We start from the raw sequence: 17,533 nt of genomic DNA, 5'->3' as shown, positions 1-17,533 counted from the left end.
GCCCGCCGCCGCGCACCCGGGCCCCCCCCCCCCCCCCCCCCCCCCCCCCCCCCGCCCCCCCCCCCCCCCCCCCCCCCCCCCCCCCCCCCCCCCCCCCGAGGTAGTTGCAGTTTTGCCCGGGTAGTGGACCGAACACCGAGTTACATCCCAGCGCCCGGCCACCCGCCAGCGACCGGCCACCCGCCAGCGCCCGGCCACCCGCCACCCCTCCCCAGACCCCCACGCCATCCCCACCCGCACCGCCGCACCCCGCCTCACCTCTCCGTGCAACCGGATGCCGCACTCACTGCGTTCAACCGGACATGGAGCCAGAGCGGTGAGGCGGGACGAGGCGGAGTTCGTCGAGTTCGCGCAGGGCGCGCACGAGCGGCTGCGGCGGACGGCGTACCTCCTCTGCGGCGACTGGGACCGCGCCGCCGACCACGTCCAGGAGGGCCTGATCCGCGTGTACGTCGCCTGGCCGCGGCTCACCCGGGCGGGCCGCGAGTACGCCTACGCCCGACGGGCCGTGGTCAGTGCGGTGTTCGACCACGGCCGCCGCAGGTCGAGCAGGGAGGTCCCCAGCGACCAGCTGCCCGACCGGGTGGCCGGGCCCGACCTCGCGGAGGCGGTGACCGCGCGGGCCGCGCTGATGGCCGCGCTCGCCCAGCTGCCGCCGCGGCAGCGGGCGTGCGTGGTGCTGCGCTACTTCGACGACCTGGACGTGGCAGCCACGGCGGCGGCGCTGGGCTGCACCCAGGGCACCGTCAAGAGCCAGACCGCCCGCGGCCTCGCCGCGCTGCGCTCCATGCTCGACGACTCGCCGCTCGGCGAGCTCAACCTAGGAGGCGCGACATGGTGAACGACATCCGGGAGCTGCTGCGCGAGGCGGCCGCCTCACCCCCCACGGCCGGCGACAGCGTCGCCGACGTGGTCCGCCTCGGTCGGCGGCGGGTGGCCAGGCGGCGTACCGGCGTGGTCGGCGGGGTGGCCCTGCTGGCTGTGATCGGCACGGGCGCGGTCACGCTCCAGCCGGACGGTGGGGAGGGCGACCACGTCGCCAGCCGGACCGTCCCGCGTCCCGACGGGCCGGTGGTTCGGCTCGCGAGCGCGGTCCCCGCCGTCGAGGGCGAGGACTACGAGGTGGTGGCCCGCCACACGAACCCCGACCTCGACAGCGCCGATGGCCAGTACTTCGACGGCGTCACCGACGACGGGCTGATCCTCTTCCGCGACGGCCCCCACGGGCCCGAGAACGCCGTCCGCTACGCACTGCTCGACCCCGCGACCGGTGAGCGGGACTGGCTGCCGGAGGTCGACCTGGCGGCGCAGAGGTGGCCGGCCGAGCTGAGCCGCGACCGGCTGGTGCTCCTGTCCTTCCGCGACGAAGGGAGCGAACCCGCGCAGGGCATCCGCGCGACCGTCTTCGACCGGGCGACCCGCACCTGGTCGACGCTCGAGTGGCCCGGGCTCCCGGCGTCCGCCGACCTGTTCCAGGCTGAGGTCGGCCCGGACGGCCGGCTGTACGTCGGCGTACCCGCCACCGAGGGCGCGCCGCCCCCGGGCGGCTGGCCCACCGGTCCGGACGGTGAGGCGGAGGACGCCGGAGCCGAGGGGGAGACCTACGACCTGTGGTCGGTCTCCCTGACCGATCCGGCGGACGCACGCGACGAGCAGCTGCGCGTCGGGGACGTCGCCTTCACCGACGAGACGATGGTGTGGACGGCGACCACCAACGGCGTCAACCGGCGCATCCACGTGCGCGACCTGGCCACCGGTGCCGAGCACGACTTCGACCCGGGGTCCGGCGAGCGGTGCAACGTGCTCGGCCTCGGGGCGAGCGAGGACAGGATCATGCTGAGCCAGTACTGCGGCACCTACGACGACGGTCGTGACGACCGGGTCCAGGTGCTCGACCTCGACGGGCGCACCGTCACCACCATCCAGGGCGACGGCATCGCGGGTCAGCTGAACGGCGACCTGGTCCAGCTGACGTCGTACCCGACGGGGACCGCGGGCACCTACGTCTACGAGCTCGACACCGGAGACCTCGTGCGCGTCACCGACGGCGTGTCCTCCTGGGCGCTCGGCGGACCGACGCCGGAGGGCCAGCTGCTCTGGCACACGCCGGTCGGCGAGGCGAGCGACCCGCAGGGACCGGTGCCCGGTGCCACGCAGTGGCTGGCCCGCTGGCACTCCTAGACTCGGGTCGTGACCGAGATCCAGCGCCCCGTCGTCCGACCCCGCCGGCTGCGGACCACGGCGGCCATGCGTGAGCTGGTCGCCGAGACGACACTCCGGCCGGGCCAGCTGGTGCTCCCGATGTTCGTGCGCGAGGGGGCGGTGGAGCCGAAGCCGATCAGCTCCATGCCGGGAGTCGTCCAGCACACCCGCGACACCCTGCGGAAGGCCGCCGTCGAGGCTGCGGAGGCCGGCCTGCGGGGCGTGATGCTGTTCGGCATCCCGGAGACCAAGGACCCGGTCGGCTCGGGCGCCACCGACCCCGACGGCATCCTCAACCTGGCCATCGCCGACGTGGTCGCCGAGGTCGGAGACGCGCTCGTGGTGATGGGCGACCTGTGCCTCGACGAGTTCACCGACCACGGCCACTGCGGCGTGCTCACGCCCGACGGCCGCGTCGACAACGACGCGACCCTCGTCAGGTACGCCGAGATGGCCCGCGCGCAGGCCGCGGCCGGGGTCGACCTGGTCGGTCCGAGCGGCATGATGGACGGCCAGGTGGCGGTGATCCGCGAGGCGCTCGACCGGGCCGGGCACACCGACACCGGCATCCTCGCCTACTCCGCGAAGTACGCCTCCGCCTTCTTCGGGCCGTTCCGCGAGGCCGTCGACAGCTCGCTCGAGGGCGACCGACGCGCCTACCAGCAGGATCCGCGCAACGGTCGCGAGGGAGTGCGCGAGGCGCTGCTCGACATCGACGAGGGCGCCGACATCGTGATGGTGAAGCCCGCCCTCGCCTACCTCGACGTGCTGCGGCGGGTCGCCGACGCGGCGGGGGAGCGGGGGGTGCCGGTGGCGGCGTACAACATCTCGGGGGAGTACGCCATGGTGGAGGCCGCCGCCGCCAACGGCTGGATCGACCGGGAGCCGGCGATCCTGGAGACGCTCACGGCTATCCGTCGCGCCGGCGCCGACGTGGTGCTGACCTACTGGGCGGTCGAGGCCGCCCGGCTGCTGCGCGGCTGAGCACCGGACAGCGATCGCGGCGCCGTACCGCGCCACCTGGTACGCCGTACCGCGCCACTTCGTGCGCCGTATCGCGCCACCTCGTGCGCCGTATCGCGCCACCTCGTGCGCCGTATCGCGCCACCTCGTGGGGTGCGGAGAGCAGAGAGCCCCGGACCTGGCGGTCCGGGGCTCTCTCAGGTGTGCGGCTCGGCTCAGGGAGCGAGGCCGTAGCTGAGCAGACAGTTCAGCAGCTGGACTGTCTGCGTGAGCTTGGGGTACTCGGCCTGGCAGGCGGTCCGCGCCTCGGCCGGGGACAGGAGCCCGAGGACGCCGCTGATCAGGTTGGAGGTCACCCCGCCGACGGCCTTGTCGACCTCGTCGACGGTGTCCTTGACGACCTTGCCGCCGTCCTTGATCGGGTCGGAGCCGGGGTTGGGGGCCGGGTTCGGGGCGGGCTCACCGCCGCCGCCACCACCGGAGCCGCCGCCGGAGCCACCGCCGGTGCCGCCGCCGGTGCCACCACCGGTGCTGTCGCCGCCGGAGGCCGCGCCGCCGCCGCCGCGGGACAGGCTGCCCTTCGAGCCGCCCTTGCCGGCACGCGGTCCGTCGCCGACGCCGAAGCTCGGCGGCTCGGGGACGATGTAGCCGGCTGCGGTGGAGTTGTTGGGCGCGGAGGTGAAGTCACCCTCGAGGTAGGCGTTCATCACCTTGAGCACGAGGTCGACGTAGGCCTGGCTGTGGTTGTAGCGGTAGACCGCGGCCCGCTGGCCGACCACCGTGGAGAGGTCGCCGTCGCCGGAGCAGAGGTAGACCGCGGCGGCCAGGGCCGCGTCGTCGATGTCCTGCGGGTTGCGGGAGGCGTCGTCGTCGGCGTCCACGCCCACGACCTGCCAGGTCGAGGGGATGAACTGCATCGGGCCGACGGCGCGGTCCCACTTGGCGTCGTTGTCGTAGACGCCGGCGTCGGTGTCGGAGATCGCCTTGGTGTTGCGCTTGCCGTTGAGCGCGATGCCGTAGATGCCGGGCGTGGCGACCCCGTCGTCGTTGAGGACGTTGCCGCCGAAGCGACCGTGGTTGGACTCCACGCGGCCGATCGCGGCGATGAGCTGCCAGGTGATGTTGCACGTCTTGTCGGCGGAGTTGATGACCGTCTCCGCGCGCTGGTAGGCGGCGAGCGCGGCTGCGGGGATCGCGTTCGTGGAGGCCGCGGAGATGATGCCGGCCTCGTTGCCGCCGTTGACGCCCTCGACCCCGGCCGGGTCGGAGAGGCTCGCGGGGTCCTCGATCGACTCCTCGGGCACGCTGGTGCCGTCGGTCAGCTGCGCCGGGCCCTCGTTGGCCACGACGGGCGACGCGACGCTGCCGATGCCGGCGACCGACGCCGTCCAGGCAGCCGACAGCAGGGCCAGCGGAATGATGGTGGCGACGCGCTGCAGCCGCCCCAGACGCTTCCTCGACATTTCCTGTCTCTCTCCCCTGGCCTCGCGGCCGTCTCACGTGGGCCGCTCCCTCGGGCCCACCCGTGCGCCGCCCCTGCGACCCCACGGTGTGGGGACCCCCCGATAGGCGCGACACCTGGACAACGAATCCTGACACACCGACGTTACGGGTGTCACATGGTCGAGGTTGCCCGCGTCCCCGCGTGGCAGCCCCGGATCCGGCTCCAACGGTGGCATAACGCGCGTGCGCCGGTACACGGGAGTGCCCGCATCGTGGTCCAGCGCACGTCTCGGCCGGCCGCCGCCCGTGCCGATGGGGTGGCGCTGGGAGGCATCGGTGACAATGACGTGGTGGCCGACCTCCCTGCGACGGTAGCCGTGACCAGCGGCTCGGACGCCCTCTTCGCGCGTGCCCGCGCGGTGACCCCCGGCGGCGTCAACTCGCCGGTCCGTGCCTTCAACGCCGTGGGCGGCACGCCCCGGTTCGTGCGCTCCGCCACGGGCCCGTGGCTCACCGACGTCGACGGCAACACCTACGTCGACCTGATCTGCTCGTGGGGGCCGATGCTGCTGGGCCACGCCCACCCCGCCGTGGTCGCGGCGGTGCAGGAGGCGGTCGCCCGCGGCACGTCGTACGGCACGCCGACGGAGGGGGAGGTGGCGCTGGTCGAGGAGATCGTGGCCCGCACCCCCGTCGAGCGGCTGCGCCTGGTGTCCTCGGGGACCGAGGCCACGATGTCGGCCATCCGGCTGGCCCGGGGCTTCACCGGCCGCGACGTGGTCGTCAAGTTCGCCGGCTGCTACCACGGGCACGTCGACTCGCTGCTCGCCTCGGCGGGCTCGGGACTGACCACCTTCTCGATCCCGGGGACACCCGGCGTCCCCGCCTCCTCGACGGAGCTGACGGTCGTGCTGCCGTACAACGACCGGGAGGCGGTCACCGCCGCCTTCGCCGAGTACGGCGAGCGCATCGCCTGCCTGATCACCGAGGCGGCGCCGGGCAACATGGGCGTGGTCCCGCCTGCACCGGGCTTCAACGCCTTCCTCGCCGAGACCTGCCGTGCCCACGGCGCGCTCTTCGTCAGCGACGAGGTGATGACCGGGTTCCGGGCCTCCGCGCGCGGCCAGTGGGGCCTCGACGGGGCCGTCGAGGGGTGGGTCCCCGACCTGATGACGTTCGGCAAGGTGATGGGCGGTGGCTTCCCGGCCGCCGCGTTCGGCGGTCGCGCCGACGTGATGGCCCACCTGGCGCCCGAGGGGCCGGTCTACCAGGCCGGCACGCTCTCGGGGAACCCGGTCGCGACGGCCGCGGGCCTCGCCACCCTGCGGGCCGCGTCGGACGAGGTGTACGCCCGGCTCGACGAGGTCGCGCACGCGCTCCGGGCGGGCGTCGCCGAGGCGTTCACCGCCGCCGGCCTGCCGCACGTGATCCAGTCGACCGGCTCCATGTTCTCGGTGTTCCTCACCGACCGGCCGGTCAGCGACTTCGCCGACGCCCAGCGCACGGACGCGGCGGCCTACGGCGCGCTCTTCCACGCGATGCTCGACCGCGGGGTCCACCTGCCGCCCTCGGCCTTCGAGGCGTGGTTCGTGTCGGCCGCCCACGACGACCGGGCCGTCGACCAGGTGCTCGCCGCCCTTCCCGAGGCCGCGAAGGCGGCGGCCGCGGCACAGTCCCCGACCAGCGGAGAGGTCCACGCATGAGCACGCCCGACACCGTCGTCCACCTGGTCCGCCACGGCGAGGTCCACAACCCGCGCGGCATCCTGTACGGCCGCCGGGACGGGTTCCACCTCTCCGAGCGCGGCAAGGCGATGGCCGACCGGGCCGCGGAGTCGCTGAAGACCCGCGACATCACCGTGGTCCGGTCCTCCCCGCTCGAGCGGGCGCAGGAGACGGCCGCGCCGCTCGGGGCCGCGCTCGGTCTCGAGGTCGGCATCGAGCCCCGGGTGATCGAGTCCACGAACCGGTTCGAGGGGCTCACCTTCGGCAAGGGCAACAACGCGCTGCGCCGCAACCCGCTGCTCTGGCGGCACCTCTACAACCCGTTCAAGCCGTCCTGGGGCGAGCCCTACAAGCAGATCGTCTCCCGGATGATGGCCGCGGTGGAGGACGTCCGCCGCGAGGCCCAGGGCCACGAGGGCGTGCTGGTCTCCCACCAGCTGCCGATCTGGACCACTCGGCTGCACGTCGAGGGCCGGTCCTTCCTCCACGACCCGCGCAAGCGGCAGTGCACGCTGTGCTCGGTGACGTCGCTGCACTTCGTCGGCGAGGTGATCACCCAGGTCTCCTACGCCGAGCCGGCCATCGACCTGATCCCGACCGGCGACCTCGCCGCTCCGTTCTCCGCCGGCGACGCACCGGAGGAGAACAAGCCGGAGGGGGACCCGACCCCTTGATCCGCCGCGCCGCCGCACTGCTCGCGCTGCTCCTGCTCGTCGCCGCCTGCTCCGACGTCGAGGGCACGGGCGACCTCACGTACGTCGCCGGCGACGGCCAGGTGATCCAGGTCGCGCCCGGCGACCGGGAGGACCCCGTCGAGATCAGCGGTACGACGGTGCAGGGCGAGCCGCTCGACGTGGCGGACCTCCGGGGCCGGGTCGTCGTGCTCAACGTGTGGTGGTCCGGCTGCGGCCCGTGCCGCACCGAGATGCCGATGCTGGTGGAGGCCGACGAGGAGACCGACGCCGACGACGTCGCCTTCGTCGGCATCAACATCCGCGACCTGGCGCGGGAGAACGCCGCGAGCTTCGAACGGGATCGCGGCGTCGGCTACCCCTCGCTCTACGACCAGGGCAGCGAGACCCTGCTGCGGATGGGCCGCTTCACCCCGCACGCCACGCCCGCGACCGTGCTGCTGGACCGCCAGGGCCGGGTGGCGGCCATGATCAACGGCCCGATCCCGTCCAAGAGCACCCTCACGACGCTGATCGACGAGCTGGTCGCCGAGTCCGATGGGTGACTGGTTCCGGGAGCAGGCGGCGACCGGCTCCCTCGCGCTCGCCGTGCCCGTGGCGCTGGTCGCGGGCCTGTTCTCGTTCTTCTCCCCCTGCGTGCTGCCGCTGCTGCCCGGCTACCTCTCCTACGCGACCGGGCTGTCCGGGGCCGACCTCGCCTCGGGCGAGGCGGGCCGCCACCGCGGACGGATGGTGCTCGGCTCCGCGCTGTTCGTCCTCGGCTTCGCCGTCGTCTTCGTGCTCATCGGGGCCGCCTTCGGGTCCGTCGGCGTCTGGCTGCGCACGTGGCAGGACGAGATCACCGTGGTCCTCGGCGTGCTGCTCGTGGTGCTCGGACTGGTCTTCGCCGGCGTGCTCCCGTGGCTGCAGCGGGAGTGGCGGATCCACCGGATCCCCGCGGTGGGCCTCGGCGCCGCGCCGCTGATCGGCGCCCTGTTCGCCATCGGCTGGACCCCTTGCATCGGTCCCACCTACGGCGCGATCGTCACCCTCACCTACGTCGACGCGACCGCCATGCGGGGCGCCCTGCTCTCCCTGTGCTACGCCCTGGGCCTCGGCCTGCCCTTCATCGTCGCCGGGCTCGCCTACCGCCGCACGCTCGGCGCTCTGGCGTGGGTACGACGCCACCAGGCCTGCGTGATGCGGGTCGGCGGGCTGATGCTGGTCGCCGTCGGCCTGCTGCTGCTCACCGGCTGGTGGGACCACATCGTGCAGTGGCTGCAGATCCACCTGGTCAGCGACTTCGAGGTCGCGGTATGACCCGACGCCGTCCCGGGGACGTCGAGCGTCGCCCCGGAGAGCTGACCGCGCGCGAGCTCGCCCGCTGGACCTGGCGCCAGGTCACCTCGATGCGCACCGCCCTGGTGCTGCTGCTCCTCCTCGCGCTCGCGGCGGTCCCCGGCTCGGTCATCCCCCAGGAGGGCGTCGACTCCCTCGCCGTGACCCGGTGGAAGGACGAGCACCCGAGGCTGACGCCGGTCTACGAGCGGCTGGACCTGTTCTCGGTCTACGACTCGCCGTGGTTCTCCGCGATCTACCTGCTGCTCGTGCTGTCGCTCGTCGGCTGCATCGTGCCGCGGCTGTTCGTCTACTTCCGCGCGTTCCGCGCCCAGCCGCCGGCGGCGCCGCGCCACCTCACGCGGCTGCCCGTCCAGGCGTCGTACCGCACGGAGCGGAGCACCGAGGAGGTGCTCGCCCACGCCCGCGCGGTCCTCGGCCGGCGCCACCGGCTCCGCGCGGCCGGCGACGGCGACGACTTCGTGGCCGCCGAGCGCGGTCACCTGCGCGAGGCCGGCAACCTGCTCTTCCACCTCTCGGTGCTGATCGTCCTCGCCGGCTTCGCGGTGGGCGGCCTGTGGGGCTACCAGGGCGGCGTGATCCTGGTGCAGGGCACCACGTTCAGCAACAACCTCACCCAGTACGACGACTTCAAGCCCGGCGGCCTGTTCCGGCCCTCGCAGCTGGACCCGTTCCACTTCAGCGTCGACGAGTTCCGCGTCGACTGGCTGCGGGAGGGCCCGCGGGCGGGGCAGGCCCAGGGCTTCGAGGCCGACCTGACCTGGTGGCGCACGGCCGAGCAGGACCGGCCCGGCGACTACACCCTCCGGGTCAACCATCCGCTCGCGATCGACGGGACCGAGGTCTTCCTCATCGGCCACGGCTACGCGCCCGTGGTGACGGTCCGCGACGGCGAGGGCGAGATCGCCTACACAGGTCCCACCGTCTTCCTCCCGCAGGACGCGACCTTCCTGTCGTTCGGCGTGATCAAGGCTCCGGCCGCGCAACCCGGCCAGATCGGGCTGGAGGGCCTGTTCTACCCGACCTTCGAGCTGGTCGACGGCGACCCGGTGACCGTCTTCGGCGACGACCTCAACCCGACCCTGTCCATGCTCGCCTACACCGGCGACCTGGGCCTGGACTCGGGGGCGTCGCAGTCGGTCTACGTGCTCGACAAGAGCAAGGCGTCCCTCGTGGAGGAGGACGGCAAGCCCTTCCGGGTGGACCTCCAGCCGGGTGACACGGTCGAGCTGCCCGACGGGCTGGGCTCGGTCACCTTCGAGAGCGTCGAGCCGTGGATCCGCGTGCAGATCAGCCAGACCCCCGGCAAGGAGGTCGCCCTGGCCGGCGTGGTGCTGGCCCTGATCGGCCTCTGCGCCTCCCTGTTCGTCCGCCCCCGCCGGGTGTGGGTCCGCGCGCGGCCGGCCGACCGGGGTGCACCGGCCGGCGACGGTGGGGACACAATGGACGGCACCGACGGGACCGGCGGCACCCTCGTCGAGGTCGCCGTCCTCGATCGCTCCGGCAACGGCGAGACCGATGAGGTCCTCGCCGCTCTGCTGGAGCAGCTGCAGGAGAGTGGAGTGAGCAGACCGTGAGCGACACCGCGTGGGAGACCCTGAGCAACCAGGCGATCACGATGGCGGGCGTGGTGTACTTCCTCGCCCTGATCACGCACCTGGTCGAGTGGGCGTCGGTCCGGGAGGTGGCGAGCGAGCGCGACCTGGTCGGTGCCGGCGTGGCGGCGGGTGGCGACGCCGACCGGGCGGCGAGCCGAGGCGCCGGCCCGGAGCCGCGTCGTACGACGCCCGAGCGGGTGGCCTTCCTCGGCCGGCTCGGCTTCCTGCTGACCTGCATCGCCGGGGTGGTCCACCTGGTGGCGCTGGTCGGCCGGGGCCTGGCCGCGGACCCCGACCGCGTGCCGTGGGGCAACATGTACGAGTTCACGATCTCGGGCACGTTCGTGGTGACGCTGCTCTACGTGGCGCTCTACCGGAAGTACCGCCTCGGCTGGATGGGTCCGCTGGTCGTCGGCTTCGTCGTGACGACGCTGATGGTCGCGGTGATCTGGCTGCACGACGAGGTGGCGCCGCTCACCGAGGCGCTCAACTCGCCGTGGCTGGTGATCCACGTGGTCTCCGCGATCATCGCCACCGGCGCCTTCACCCTCGGTGGCATCGCCTCGATCATGTACCTCGTCCGGGCGCGGGCCGAGCGCAAGGTCCAGGCCGCCGGTGTGGGGCTGACCGGCTGGCTGGCGCGGGTGCCGTCGCTGCCCGCGCTCGACCGGCTGGCCTACCGGGTGCACGCCTTCGCCTTCCCGGTGTGGACCTTCGCGGTGCTGATCACCGGCCCGATCTGGGCCCACGAGGCCTGGTCGCGGTACTGGAACTGGGACCCCAAGGAGGTGTGGGCGTTCATCACCTGGGTGGTCTACGCCGGCTACCTCCACGCCCGGGCGACGGCGGGCTGGAAGGGCCGCAACGCGGCGATCCTCGCGCTGCTGGGCCTGGCGACGCTGTGGTTCAACTTCATCGGGATCAACTACTTCTCCTCGACCAGCCAGCACTCGTACGCGGCGGAGCGGGTGGTCGACGAGGAGCCGGGACCCCGGCTGCAGGCCGTGGCCGGGCTGAGTTCCTGGTCCTGATCCCTCAGCTCTCGGGCTCGGGTGGCTGCTGCTCCCGCTGGCGTTCCTGCCGCCTGCGCCGCTCGAGCTCGCGCAGGAACGTCTCGTCGTCGTCGGGCGCCACCGGGCGGCTGGGCGGCTTGGGCCGGGCCGGCTTGCGCTGCGCCGGCGGACCCCCGAGCCCGCGGTCCTGCATCCAACGGATCGCGAGGTAGGTCACGACCGCGAACACCACGACGACGAGCAACAGCTTCACCCCTCCAGCGTAGGTCGTCGCTGGTCGGCGCACCTGTCCCGCCGGGCGGGTGACGCGGCGCACGGCCTAGGCTGGAGCGGTGAAGGAGTTCTGGATCTACACCCTGCTGCGCCTGGGCCTGTTCGTCGGCGCGGCCTGCATCGTCTTCGGCCTGTGGTTCGTGATCGCCGACGACGTGCCGCTGCTGTGGGTGGTCGTGATCGCCTTCGTGATCAGCGGCGTCGCCTCCTTCGTCCTGCTCGACAAGCAGCGGGCCGCCTTCGCCGCCAAGGTCGAGCAGCGCGCCCGCCCCATCGAGGAGAAGTACGACGCCATGCGGTCCAAGGAGGACGACTGACCGCAGCCGGTGGTCGCTAGCCGAGCACCAGCCCCAGCCCCGACAGGACCGCCCAGCCGAGCTCGGCGACCCCGGTCTGCTGGAGCACCGGGATCAGGGCGGGCCCGCGGGCACCGCCGAGCACGATGCGCGCCGCGGCCGCGGCGGGAACTGCGAATCCCAGGCCGAGCAGGGCCCACCAGGTGGTGAGCGCGGCCAGTGCGACGAGCGCGCCCGCCGCGACGACGACCAGACCGGCGTAGAGGCCCCGCGTCCGCCGGCCACCGAGGCGGACGGCGAGCGTCCGCTTCCCGGAGACCGTGTCGGTCGGGATGTCGCGCAGGTTGTTGGCCACGAGGATCGCGCAGGCCAGCGCACCGATGCCGGTGCCGGCGGCGAGGGCGGGCCAGCCGACCGGGTCCCAGGTCTCGGCCTGGACGTAGGTGGTGCCGACGACGGCGACCAGCCCGAAGAAGACGAAGACCATGACCTCGCCGAGCCCGAGGTAGCCGTACGGCTTCGAGCCACCGGTGTAGTACCAGGCCGCGACGACGCACACCGCGCCCACCGCGAGGAGCCACCAGGCCGTCGTGGCGGCGAGGACCGTGCCGGCGACGCCGGCCACGGCGAACGCGAGGAACGCGGCCCGCTTGACCGACGCGGGAGAGGCGAGCCCGGAGCCGACCAGCCGCAGGGGGCCGACCCGGTCGTCATCGGTGCCGCGGATGCCGTCGGAGTAGTCGTTGGCGTAGTTGACCGCCACCTGCAGGGCGAGGCTGACGACCAGCGCGAGCGCGGCCTTCCACCACACCTCGCTGCCCTCGTGGACGGCGACGGCGGTGCCCGCCACCACCGGAGCGACCGCGGCCGGAAGGGTCCGGGGGCGGGCGCCTGCGATCCAATGGGCTGCGGTGGCCATGACCGCACGATTCAAGCAGGTGCGGCCCGACTCCTCCGCGCCAGGTGCTGCCCGCCACCGGCGTCCGCCCGCACCGGGCTGTCATCCGACGACCAGGTCGGCCGCGTCGACCGGCATCGGCCGGGTGAAGTGCCGGTCCGCGAACCGGCGGGCCGACCGCACCGACGGACCGATCCCGATGGTCGCCGCCACGATGATGCCGGCGATGACCAGCCAGCCCTCGGCGCCCCAGCCGAGCGCGAGGAACGTGTAGACCGCCGGCGACCACTGGAAGCCCAGCGCACCGGCGACCTCCTGGACGCCTTGGTACTCCCCGCGCCGCTGCGGGTCGGAGAGCTCGGCCTCGAACGACCAGCTGGCCCCGGACACGGCGAGCTCCGCGCCGGTCACCGTGAGGTGGCCGAGCCACACCAGGAGGACGGTCACCAGGCCCACGGTGGAGTGGGTGACCATCGTGATCACGCACGAGACCACGAAGAAGCCGGTGGAGATCCACGTGTAGCGCAGCGCGTCGTCGAGGGTCCGCACGCCGCGGGAGGTGTACGCCGGCAGGAAGATGCACAGCACGGTGTTGGTGCCGAACAGCCACGCCAGCAGGACGTGGGGAGCATCGGTCGCCTCGACCAGCCACAGCGGGATGACCACGTTGAGCAGCACCTGGTTGGTCCACAGCACGCCGAGGAAGAACGTGGTGAGGATCCAGCCGGGGTTGCGCAGGGGGCCTGGCCCGACCGGCCGCACCCGCTTCTCCCCGCTGGTGACCCGCAGGTCGTGGGGAGCAGCGGGGAGGCGGACGACCCAGTAGGCGTTGGCCAGCATCAGCACCGCGGCGAACCAGGGCGTCCAGCGCACCACCTCGAGGCTGCCGGTCGCCAGGGCGAGGCCGCCGACCATGGCGCCGAGCGTGTGTCCCACGTTGAGCCAGGAGTACATGTAGGACTGCGTCCGCACGCGGGTCGCCGGCGGCAGCACGTCGTAGGTGTAGGCCTGGTGGGACGACCGGCCGAGTGCCTGGAGCGCGCCGGTGACCGCCGCGGCCACGGCGTACTGCGCGAAGTCCTCGACGAAGGGGAGCGCGGCGAAGACCGCGGCTCGGCCGACGGTGGAGGAGGACCACACCCGCCGCGGTCCGACCCGGTCGATGATCCGCCCCGCGGGATAGGCGAACAGGAACTGGGCGACGCCCATGACGGTGAGCGCGAGCCCGGCCCTGCCCGCCGACATCCCGACGACCTTGACCAGGAAGACCGCGCTGCCGGTCATGAAGGCGCTCTCGCCGAGGGCGAAGAGCATCCCCTGCGTGGCCAGCCGGCGCGGCAGCCCCGGCGGGGGAACCAGTCGCCGGACGAAGCCGCGCCCGTCGGCGGTGACTGGTGTGCTCATCGGCGCAATCCTCTCCGCTCCCGATAGCGTCTGTCAGGTGGATTTCCTGAGCGTGACCGGCGACACCGGCGAGGTTCTCGACCGGCTGCGCCGGTGGCTCGCACTCGACGACCGGGAGGCTCCGCCGCTGGTGGTGGAGACGTCCGGGTCGACCGGCACCCCGAAGCGGGTCGAGCTGTCGCGGTCGGCCGTGCTGGCGTCCGTACGGGCCTCCGCCGCCCGCCTCGGCGCGACCGGTCCGTGGGTCCTCGCCCTGCCGGCGTCGTACGTCGCCGGGGTGCAGGTGATCACTCGCTCGCTGGTCGCCGGGCACGACCCCGTCGTCCTCGACCGCACCGGCTGGCCGGACGGCGACGGCTGGTTCGTGTCCCTCGTGCCGACCCAGCTCCGCCGGATGCTGCAGGCGCCCGACGACCTGCGGGCCCTGCGACGGGCACACACCGTGCTGCTCGGTGGTGGCCCGGTCGACCCCGCCCTGCGCCGGCAGGCCGCCGACGCCGGCGTGCGGGTCGTCGCCAGCTACGGCTCCGCGGAGACGGCGGGCGGGTGCGTCTACGACGGCGTGCCCCTGGACGGGGTGGCCGTCGCCCTGGGCGCGGGCGGCCGGATCCGGGTCGCCGGGCCCACCCTCTTCACCGGCTACCTCGGCCGGCCGGAGCTGACCGCGGAGGTCCTCGTCGACGGCTGGTTCCACACCTCCGACACCGGCAGGTTCGACGAGGACGGCCGGCTGCAGGTGCTCGGGAGGGTGGACGACGTGATCGTCAGCGGCGGCCTGAACGTGCCGGCGCCGGCGGTGGCGGCGCGCCTGCGCGAGCACCCCGCGGTCGCCGCCGTCGAGGTGCTCGGCGTCCCCGACCCCGAGTGGGGCAGCCGCGTGGTGGCGTTCGTCGTCGGCGACGTCTCCGCCGGCGAGGCGCGCAGCTGGGTCGCCGCGGTCCACCCGCGGCCCTGGGCCCCGCGCCAGGTGGTGGCGCTCGCGGAGCTGCCGCTGCTGCCCAACGGCAAGCCGGACCGCCAGGCGCTTCTCGCCCGGGCGGTCGCCGCGGACGTGCCGGAAGCAGCGACCGCGCGGTCACGGGACACGGGGGACCCGGCATGAGGACGGTCGCCATCCCGATGCGCACCCGCTTCCGCGGCATCGCGGTGCGCGAGGCGGCCCTGCTGCGCGGTCCGGGCGGCTGGGGCGAGTGGAGCCCCTTCCTGGAGTACCCGCCCGACGTGGCCGAGCCGTGGCTGCGCTGCGCGGAGGAGGCGGCCGCGGGCGACTGGCCCGACCCGGTGCGCGCGTCGGTTCCGGTCAACGTCACCGTCCCGGCGGTCGACGCGGAGCGGGCGCACCGGATCGTGACCGACGGCGGGTGCCGCACCGCGAAGGTGAAGGTCGCCGAGCCGGGGCAGACCCTCGCCGAGGACGAGGAGCGGGTGGCGGCGGTGCGCGACGCGCTGGGGCCCGGCGGCCGGGTCCGCGTGGACGCCAACGGGGCGTGGCCCGTGGCGGAGGCGGTGCCGGCCATCGCCCGGCTCGACCGCGCCGCCGGCGGCCTGGAGTACGTCGAGCAGCCCTGCGCCACCGTCGAGGAGCTCGCCGCCGTACGACGCCGGGTGGACGTCCCGATCGCCGCGGACGAGTCGATCCGCCGGGCCGAGGACCCCTTCCGGGTCCGTGACCTGGAGGCCGCGGACGTCGCGGTGCTGAAGGTGCAGCCGCTGGGCGGCGTACGCGCGTGCCTGCGGATCGCCGAGGAGATCGGGCTCCCGGTCGTCGTCTCCTCGGCGCTGGAGACGTCGGTGGGGATCGCCGCCGGAGTGGCGCTCGCGGCCGCACTGCCGGAGCTGCCCTATGCGTGCGGGCTCGCCACCGTTCAGCTGCTGACCGCCGACGTGGCCAGCGAGCCGCTGCTCCCGGTCGCCGGAGCGCTGCCCGTGCGGCGGCCCGTGGTCGACGACGCGCAGCTGGAGCTCCTGGCCGCCGCGCCGGACCGGGTGGCCGCCTGGGAGGGCCGGCTCGCCGCCGTGCGCGCGCTGCGGGAGGATCGGCGCTCGTGACGCCGACGCCGACCGCCGGGGGGCACCCGGACCCGGATCCCGCCGCCGACCTCGCCGCGGCCGTGGTCGGCTGGCTGGCGGAGGCCGGCGTCACCGACGTGGTGCTGGCCCCCGGCTCGCGCAACGCCCCGCTCGCGTTCGCGGTCTGGGCCGCCGCCGAGGCCGGCGCACTCCGGCTGCACACCCGGATCGACGAGCGCACGGCCGGCTTCCTGGCGCTCGGGCTGACCAAGGTCGGCGCCCGCGCCGCCGTCGTGACGACGTCCGGCACGGCCGTCGCCAACGTCCATCCGGCCGTGCTCGAGGCGGTGCACGCCGGGCTCGGCCTGGTCGTGGTCTCCGCCGACCGGCCGGCCCGGCTCCGCGGCACCGGCGTCAACCAGACCACCGACCAGGTCGGCATCTTCGGCCCGATGGTGCCCACCCACGACGTCGCGACGGTCGCCGCCCTCACCCGCGTGCCCGCACCCGCCGGGGAGGTGGTGCACCTCAACGTGCAGCTGGACGCGCCGTTGGTGCCCGCCGACCCCGCGTCGTACCTGACCAATGCGTTGGGTCCGGCGGCGGAACCCAACGCGTTCGTCAGGTACGACGCCGTCCCGACCGTCCTTGCCCGCGGGCCGCGGACCGTGGTGGTCGCGGGCGACGACGCCGGCCCCCCGGCGCGCAACCTCGCGGAGGCCGCCGGGTGGCCGCTGTTCGCCGAGCCCACCAGCGGCGCCCGCACCGGCGACCACGCGCTGCGCTGCTACCGGCTGCTGCTGGCCTCCGGGCTCGGTGACCGGGTCGAGCGGGTCGTCGTCTTCGGGCGGCCCACCCTCTCCCGGCCCGTCACCCGCCTGCTCGACCGCGCCGACGTCGAGGTGCTGGTCGTGACCGGCCCGGGCGCGTGGCCGGTCCGGCCGCCGGGCTCGACCCCGGTGGTCGCGCCGGCGTGGGATGGCGACCGCGACGACCCGGCGTGGCTGGCGGCGTGGCAGAGGGCCGACCGCGACGTCGCCCGCCGGCTCGACCGGCTCCTCGCCGAGGAGCCGGCCCTCACCGGCTACGACGTCGCGGCGGCCGTGTCCGGGGCGCTGCCGCCGGGCGGCCTGCTGGTGGTCGGCGCCTCCAGCCCGGTGCGCGACCTCGACCTGATGGCCCGGCCGGCACCCGTCGGCGAGCGGCGCCGGGTGGTGGCCAACCGGGGGCTCTCCGGCATCGACGGCACGCTCAGCACGGCGATCGGGGCGGCGCTCGGCCGGCCGCGGTCGACCCGCAGCCTCGCACTGGTCGGCGACCTGACCTTCCTGCACGACCAGACCGCCCTGGTGATCGGGCCCGAGGAGGCGCGGCCGGACCTGACCATCGTGGTCGCCAACGACGACGGGGGCGCCATCTTCTCGGTGCTGGAGCAGGGGGCGCCCGCCCACGCGGCGAGCTTCGAGAGGCTCTTCGGCACCCCGCACGGCGCCGACCTGGGCGCGGTCTGCGCGGCCTTCCGCGTGCCGCACCTCAAGGTCGGCTCGCGGCCAGAGCTCGAGCAGGCGCTGGCCAGCCCCAACGGCGGCATCGAGGTGGTCGAGGCGACCATCAGCCGGGCCGGGCGCCGGACGCTGGACGAGCGCATCCGGGCGCTGGCGACCGGGGCAGACTGAGCC

17 protein-coding genes are annotated in these 17,533 nt (G+C 74.2%); 13 read left to right on the top strand and 4 right to left on the bottom strand.

Annotated features, from left to right (window positions below):
* The first annotated feature begins 316 nt into the window (after positions 1 to 316).
* The 3 genes from ACPOLA_RS08920 to hemB are packed head-to-tail and all read left to right on the top strand — an operon-like array spanning position 317 to position 3,186.
* Complete coding sequence (locus tag ACPOLA_RS08920; protein WP_435770063.1) at positions 317 to 841, top strand: SigE family RNA polymerase sigma factor; 525 nt, start codon at positions 317 to 319, stop codon at positions 839 to 841.
* The gene (locus ACPOLA_RS08915) at positions 835 to 2,181 is read left to right on the top strand and encodes a hypothetical protein (RefSeq protein ID WP_435770062.1); all 1,347 of its coding nucleotides are present in this window, start codon (positions 835 to 837) and stop codon (positions 2,179 to 2,181) included. Before ACPOLA_RS08920 ends, ACPOLA_RS08915 begins: the two co-directional genes overlap by 7 nt.
* A 9-nt stretch (positions 2,182 to 2,190) precedes the next feature.
* Complete coding sequence (hemB, locus tag ACPOLA_RS08910; RefSeq protein WP_435770061.1) at positions 2,191 to 3,186, top strand: porphobilinogen synthase; 996 nt, start codon at positions 2,191 to 2,193, stop codon at positions 3,184 to 3,186.
* A gap of 194 nt (positions 3,187 to 3,380) precedes the next feature.
* Here hemB and ACPOLA_RS08905 read toward each other — a convergent pair whose 3' ends face one another.
* Positions 3,381 to 4,628, bottom strand: a complete 1,248-nt coding sequence (locus ACPOLA_RS08905) for a lytic transglycosylase domain-containing protein (RefSeq protein WP_435770060.1) — start codon at positions 4,626 to 4,628, stop codon at positions 3,381 to 3,383.
* A gap of 357 nt (positions 4,629 to 4,985) precedes the next feature.
* On the opposite strand from ACPOLA_RS08905, the gene hemL reads away from it, so the two are divergent.
* From hemL to ccsB, 6 genes are read left to right on the top strand one after another with little or no spacing between them, the layout of a single operon-like run.
* Positions 4,986 to 6,311, top strand: coding sequence for a glutamate-1-semialdehyde 2,1-aminomutase (gene hemL, locus ACPOLA_RS08900; protein ID WP_435770059.1), 1,326 nt, complete (start codon positions 4,986 to 4,988; stop codon positions 6,309 to 6,311).
* The gene (locus ACPOLA_RS08895; protein ID WP_435770058.1) at positions 6,308 to 7,006 is read left to right on the top strand and encodes a histidine phosphatase family protein; all 699 of its coding nucleotides are present in this window, start codon (positions 6,308 to 6,310) and stop codon (positions 7,004 to 7,006) included. Before hemL ends, ACPOLA_RS08895 begins: the two co-directional genes overlap by 4 nt.
* Positions 7,003 to 7,569 (top strand): TlpA disulfide reductase family protein, encoded by a 567-nt coding sequence (locus tag ACPOLA_RS08890; protein ID WP_435770056.1) that lies wholly within the window; start codon positions 7,003 to 7,005, stop codon positions 7,567 to 7,569. The genes ACPOLA_RS08895 and ACPOLA_RS08890 overlap by 4 nt, the downstream gene beginning before the upstream one ends.
* Entirely contained in the window at positions 7,562 to 8,323 is a 762-nt protein-coding gene (locus ACPOLA_RS08885; RefSeq protein ID WP_435770055.1) for a cytochrome c biogenesis CcdA family protein, read from the top strand. The genes ACPOLA_RS08890 and ACPOLA_RS08885 overlap by 8 nt, the downstream gene beginning before the upstream one ends.
* Positions 8,320 to 9,939, top strand: a complete 1,620-nt coding sequence (resB, locus tag ACPOLA_RS08880; protein ID WP_435770054.1) for a cytochrome c biogenesis protein ResB — start codon at positions 8,320 to 8,322, stop codon at positions 9,937 to 9,939. Before ACPOLA_RS08885 ends, resB begins: the two co-directional genes overlap by 4 nt.
* On the top strand, positions 9,936 to 10,991 hold the full coding sequence (gene ccsB, locus ACPOLA_RS08875; RefSeq protein WP_435770053.1) for a c-type cytochrome biogenesis protein CcsB: 1,056 nt from the start codon (positions 9,936 to 9,938) through the stop codon (positions 10,989 to 10,991). Before resB ends, ccsB begins: the two co-directional genes overlap by 4 nt.
* 4 nt (positions 10,992 to 10,995) lie before the next feature.
* On the opposite strand, the gene ACPOLA_RS08870 is transcribed toward ccsB, so the two are convergent.
* A complete protein-coding gene (locus ACPOLA_RS08870) occupies positions 10,996 to 11,226 on the bottom strand; it encodes a hypothetical protein (RefSeq protein WP_435770052.1) in 231 nt (76 codons plus the stop codon).
* 79 nt (positions 11,227 to 11,305) lie between these two features.
* On the opposite strand from ACPOLA_RS08870, the gene ACPOLA_RS08865 reads away from it, so the two are divergent.
* A complete protein-coding gene (locus ACPOLA_RS08865; RefSeq protein WP_435770051.1) occupies positions 11,306 to 11,563 on the top strand; it encodes a DUF4229 domain-containing protein in 258 nt (85 codons plus the stop codon).
* Between the two features lie 16 nt (positions 11,564 to 11,579).
* Here the strand turns inward: ACPOLA_RS08865 and ACPOLA_RS08860 are convergent, their stop codons facing one another.
* Positions 11,580 to 12,461 (bottom strand): 1,4-dihydroxy-2-naphthoate polyprenyltransferase, encoded by an 882-nt coding sequence (locus ACPOLA_RS08860; protein ID WP_435770050.1) that lies wholly within the window; start codon positions 12,459 to 12,461, stop codon positions 11,580 to 11,582.
* An 81-nt stretch (positions 12,462 to 12,542) separates the two neighbouring features.
* On the bottom strand, positions 12,543 to 13,844 hold the full coding sequence (locus ACPOLA_RS08855) for an MFS transporter (RefSeq protein WP_435770049.1): 1,302 nt from the start codon (positions 13,842 to 13,844) through the stop codon (positions 12,543 to 12,545).
* 37 nt (positions 13,845 to 13,881) lie between these two features.
* On the opposite strand from ACPOLA_RS08855, the gene ACPOLA_RS08850 reads away from it, so the two are divergent.
* Genes ACPOLA_RS08850 through menD form a run of 3 tightly spaced genes read left to right on the top strand, consistent with a single transcriptional unit; the run spans position 13,882 to position 17,530 of the window.
* Positions 13,882 to 14,946: an AMP-binding protein gene (locus ACPOLA_RS08850; protein ID WP_435770048.1), complete on the top strand. Its 1,065-nt coding sequence runs from the start codon at positions 13,882 to 13,884 to the stop codon at positions 14,944 to 14,946.
* On the top strand, positions 14,943 to 15,893 hold the full coding sequence (locus tag ACPOLA_RS08845) for an o-succinylbenzoate synthase (protein ID WP_435770047.1): 951 nt from the start codon (positions 14,943 to 14,945) through the stop codon (positions 15,891 to 15,893). The genes ACPOLA_RS08850 and ACPOLA_RS08845 overlap by 4 nt, the downstream gene beginning before the upstream one ends.
* A complete protein-coding gene (gene menD, locus ACPOLA_RS08840; RefSeq protein WP_435770046.1) occupies positions 15,890 to 17,530 on the top strand; it encodes a 2-succinyl-5-enolpyruvyl-6-hydroxy-3-cyclohexene-1-carboxylic-acid synthase in 1,641 nt (546 codons plus the stop codon). Before ACPOLA_RS08845 ends, menD begins: the two co-directional genes overlap by 4 nt.
* The last annotated feature ends 3 nt before the right edge of the window (positions 17,531 to 17,533 follow it).

Origin of the sequence: Nocardioides proteolyticus (assembly GCF_051280635.3) — a bacterium.
Lineage (GTDB): Bacteria > Actinomycetota > Actinomycetes > Propionibacteriales > Nocardioidaceae > Nocardioides.
The sequence above is the reverse complement of the archived record's forward strand: the minus strand, read 5'-3'. Positions and strand labels throughout refer to the sequence as shown.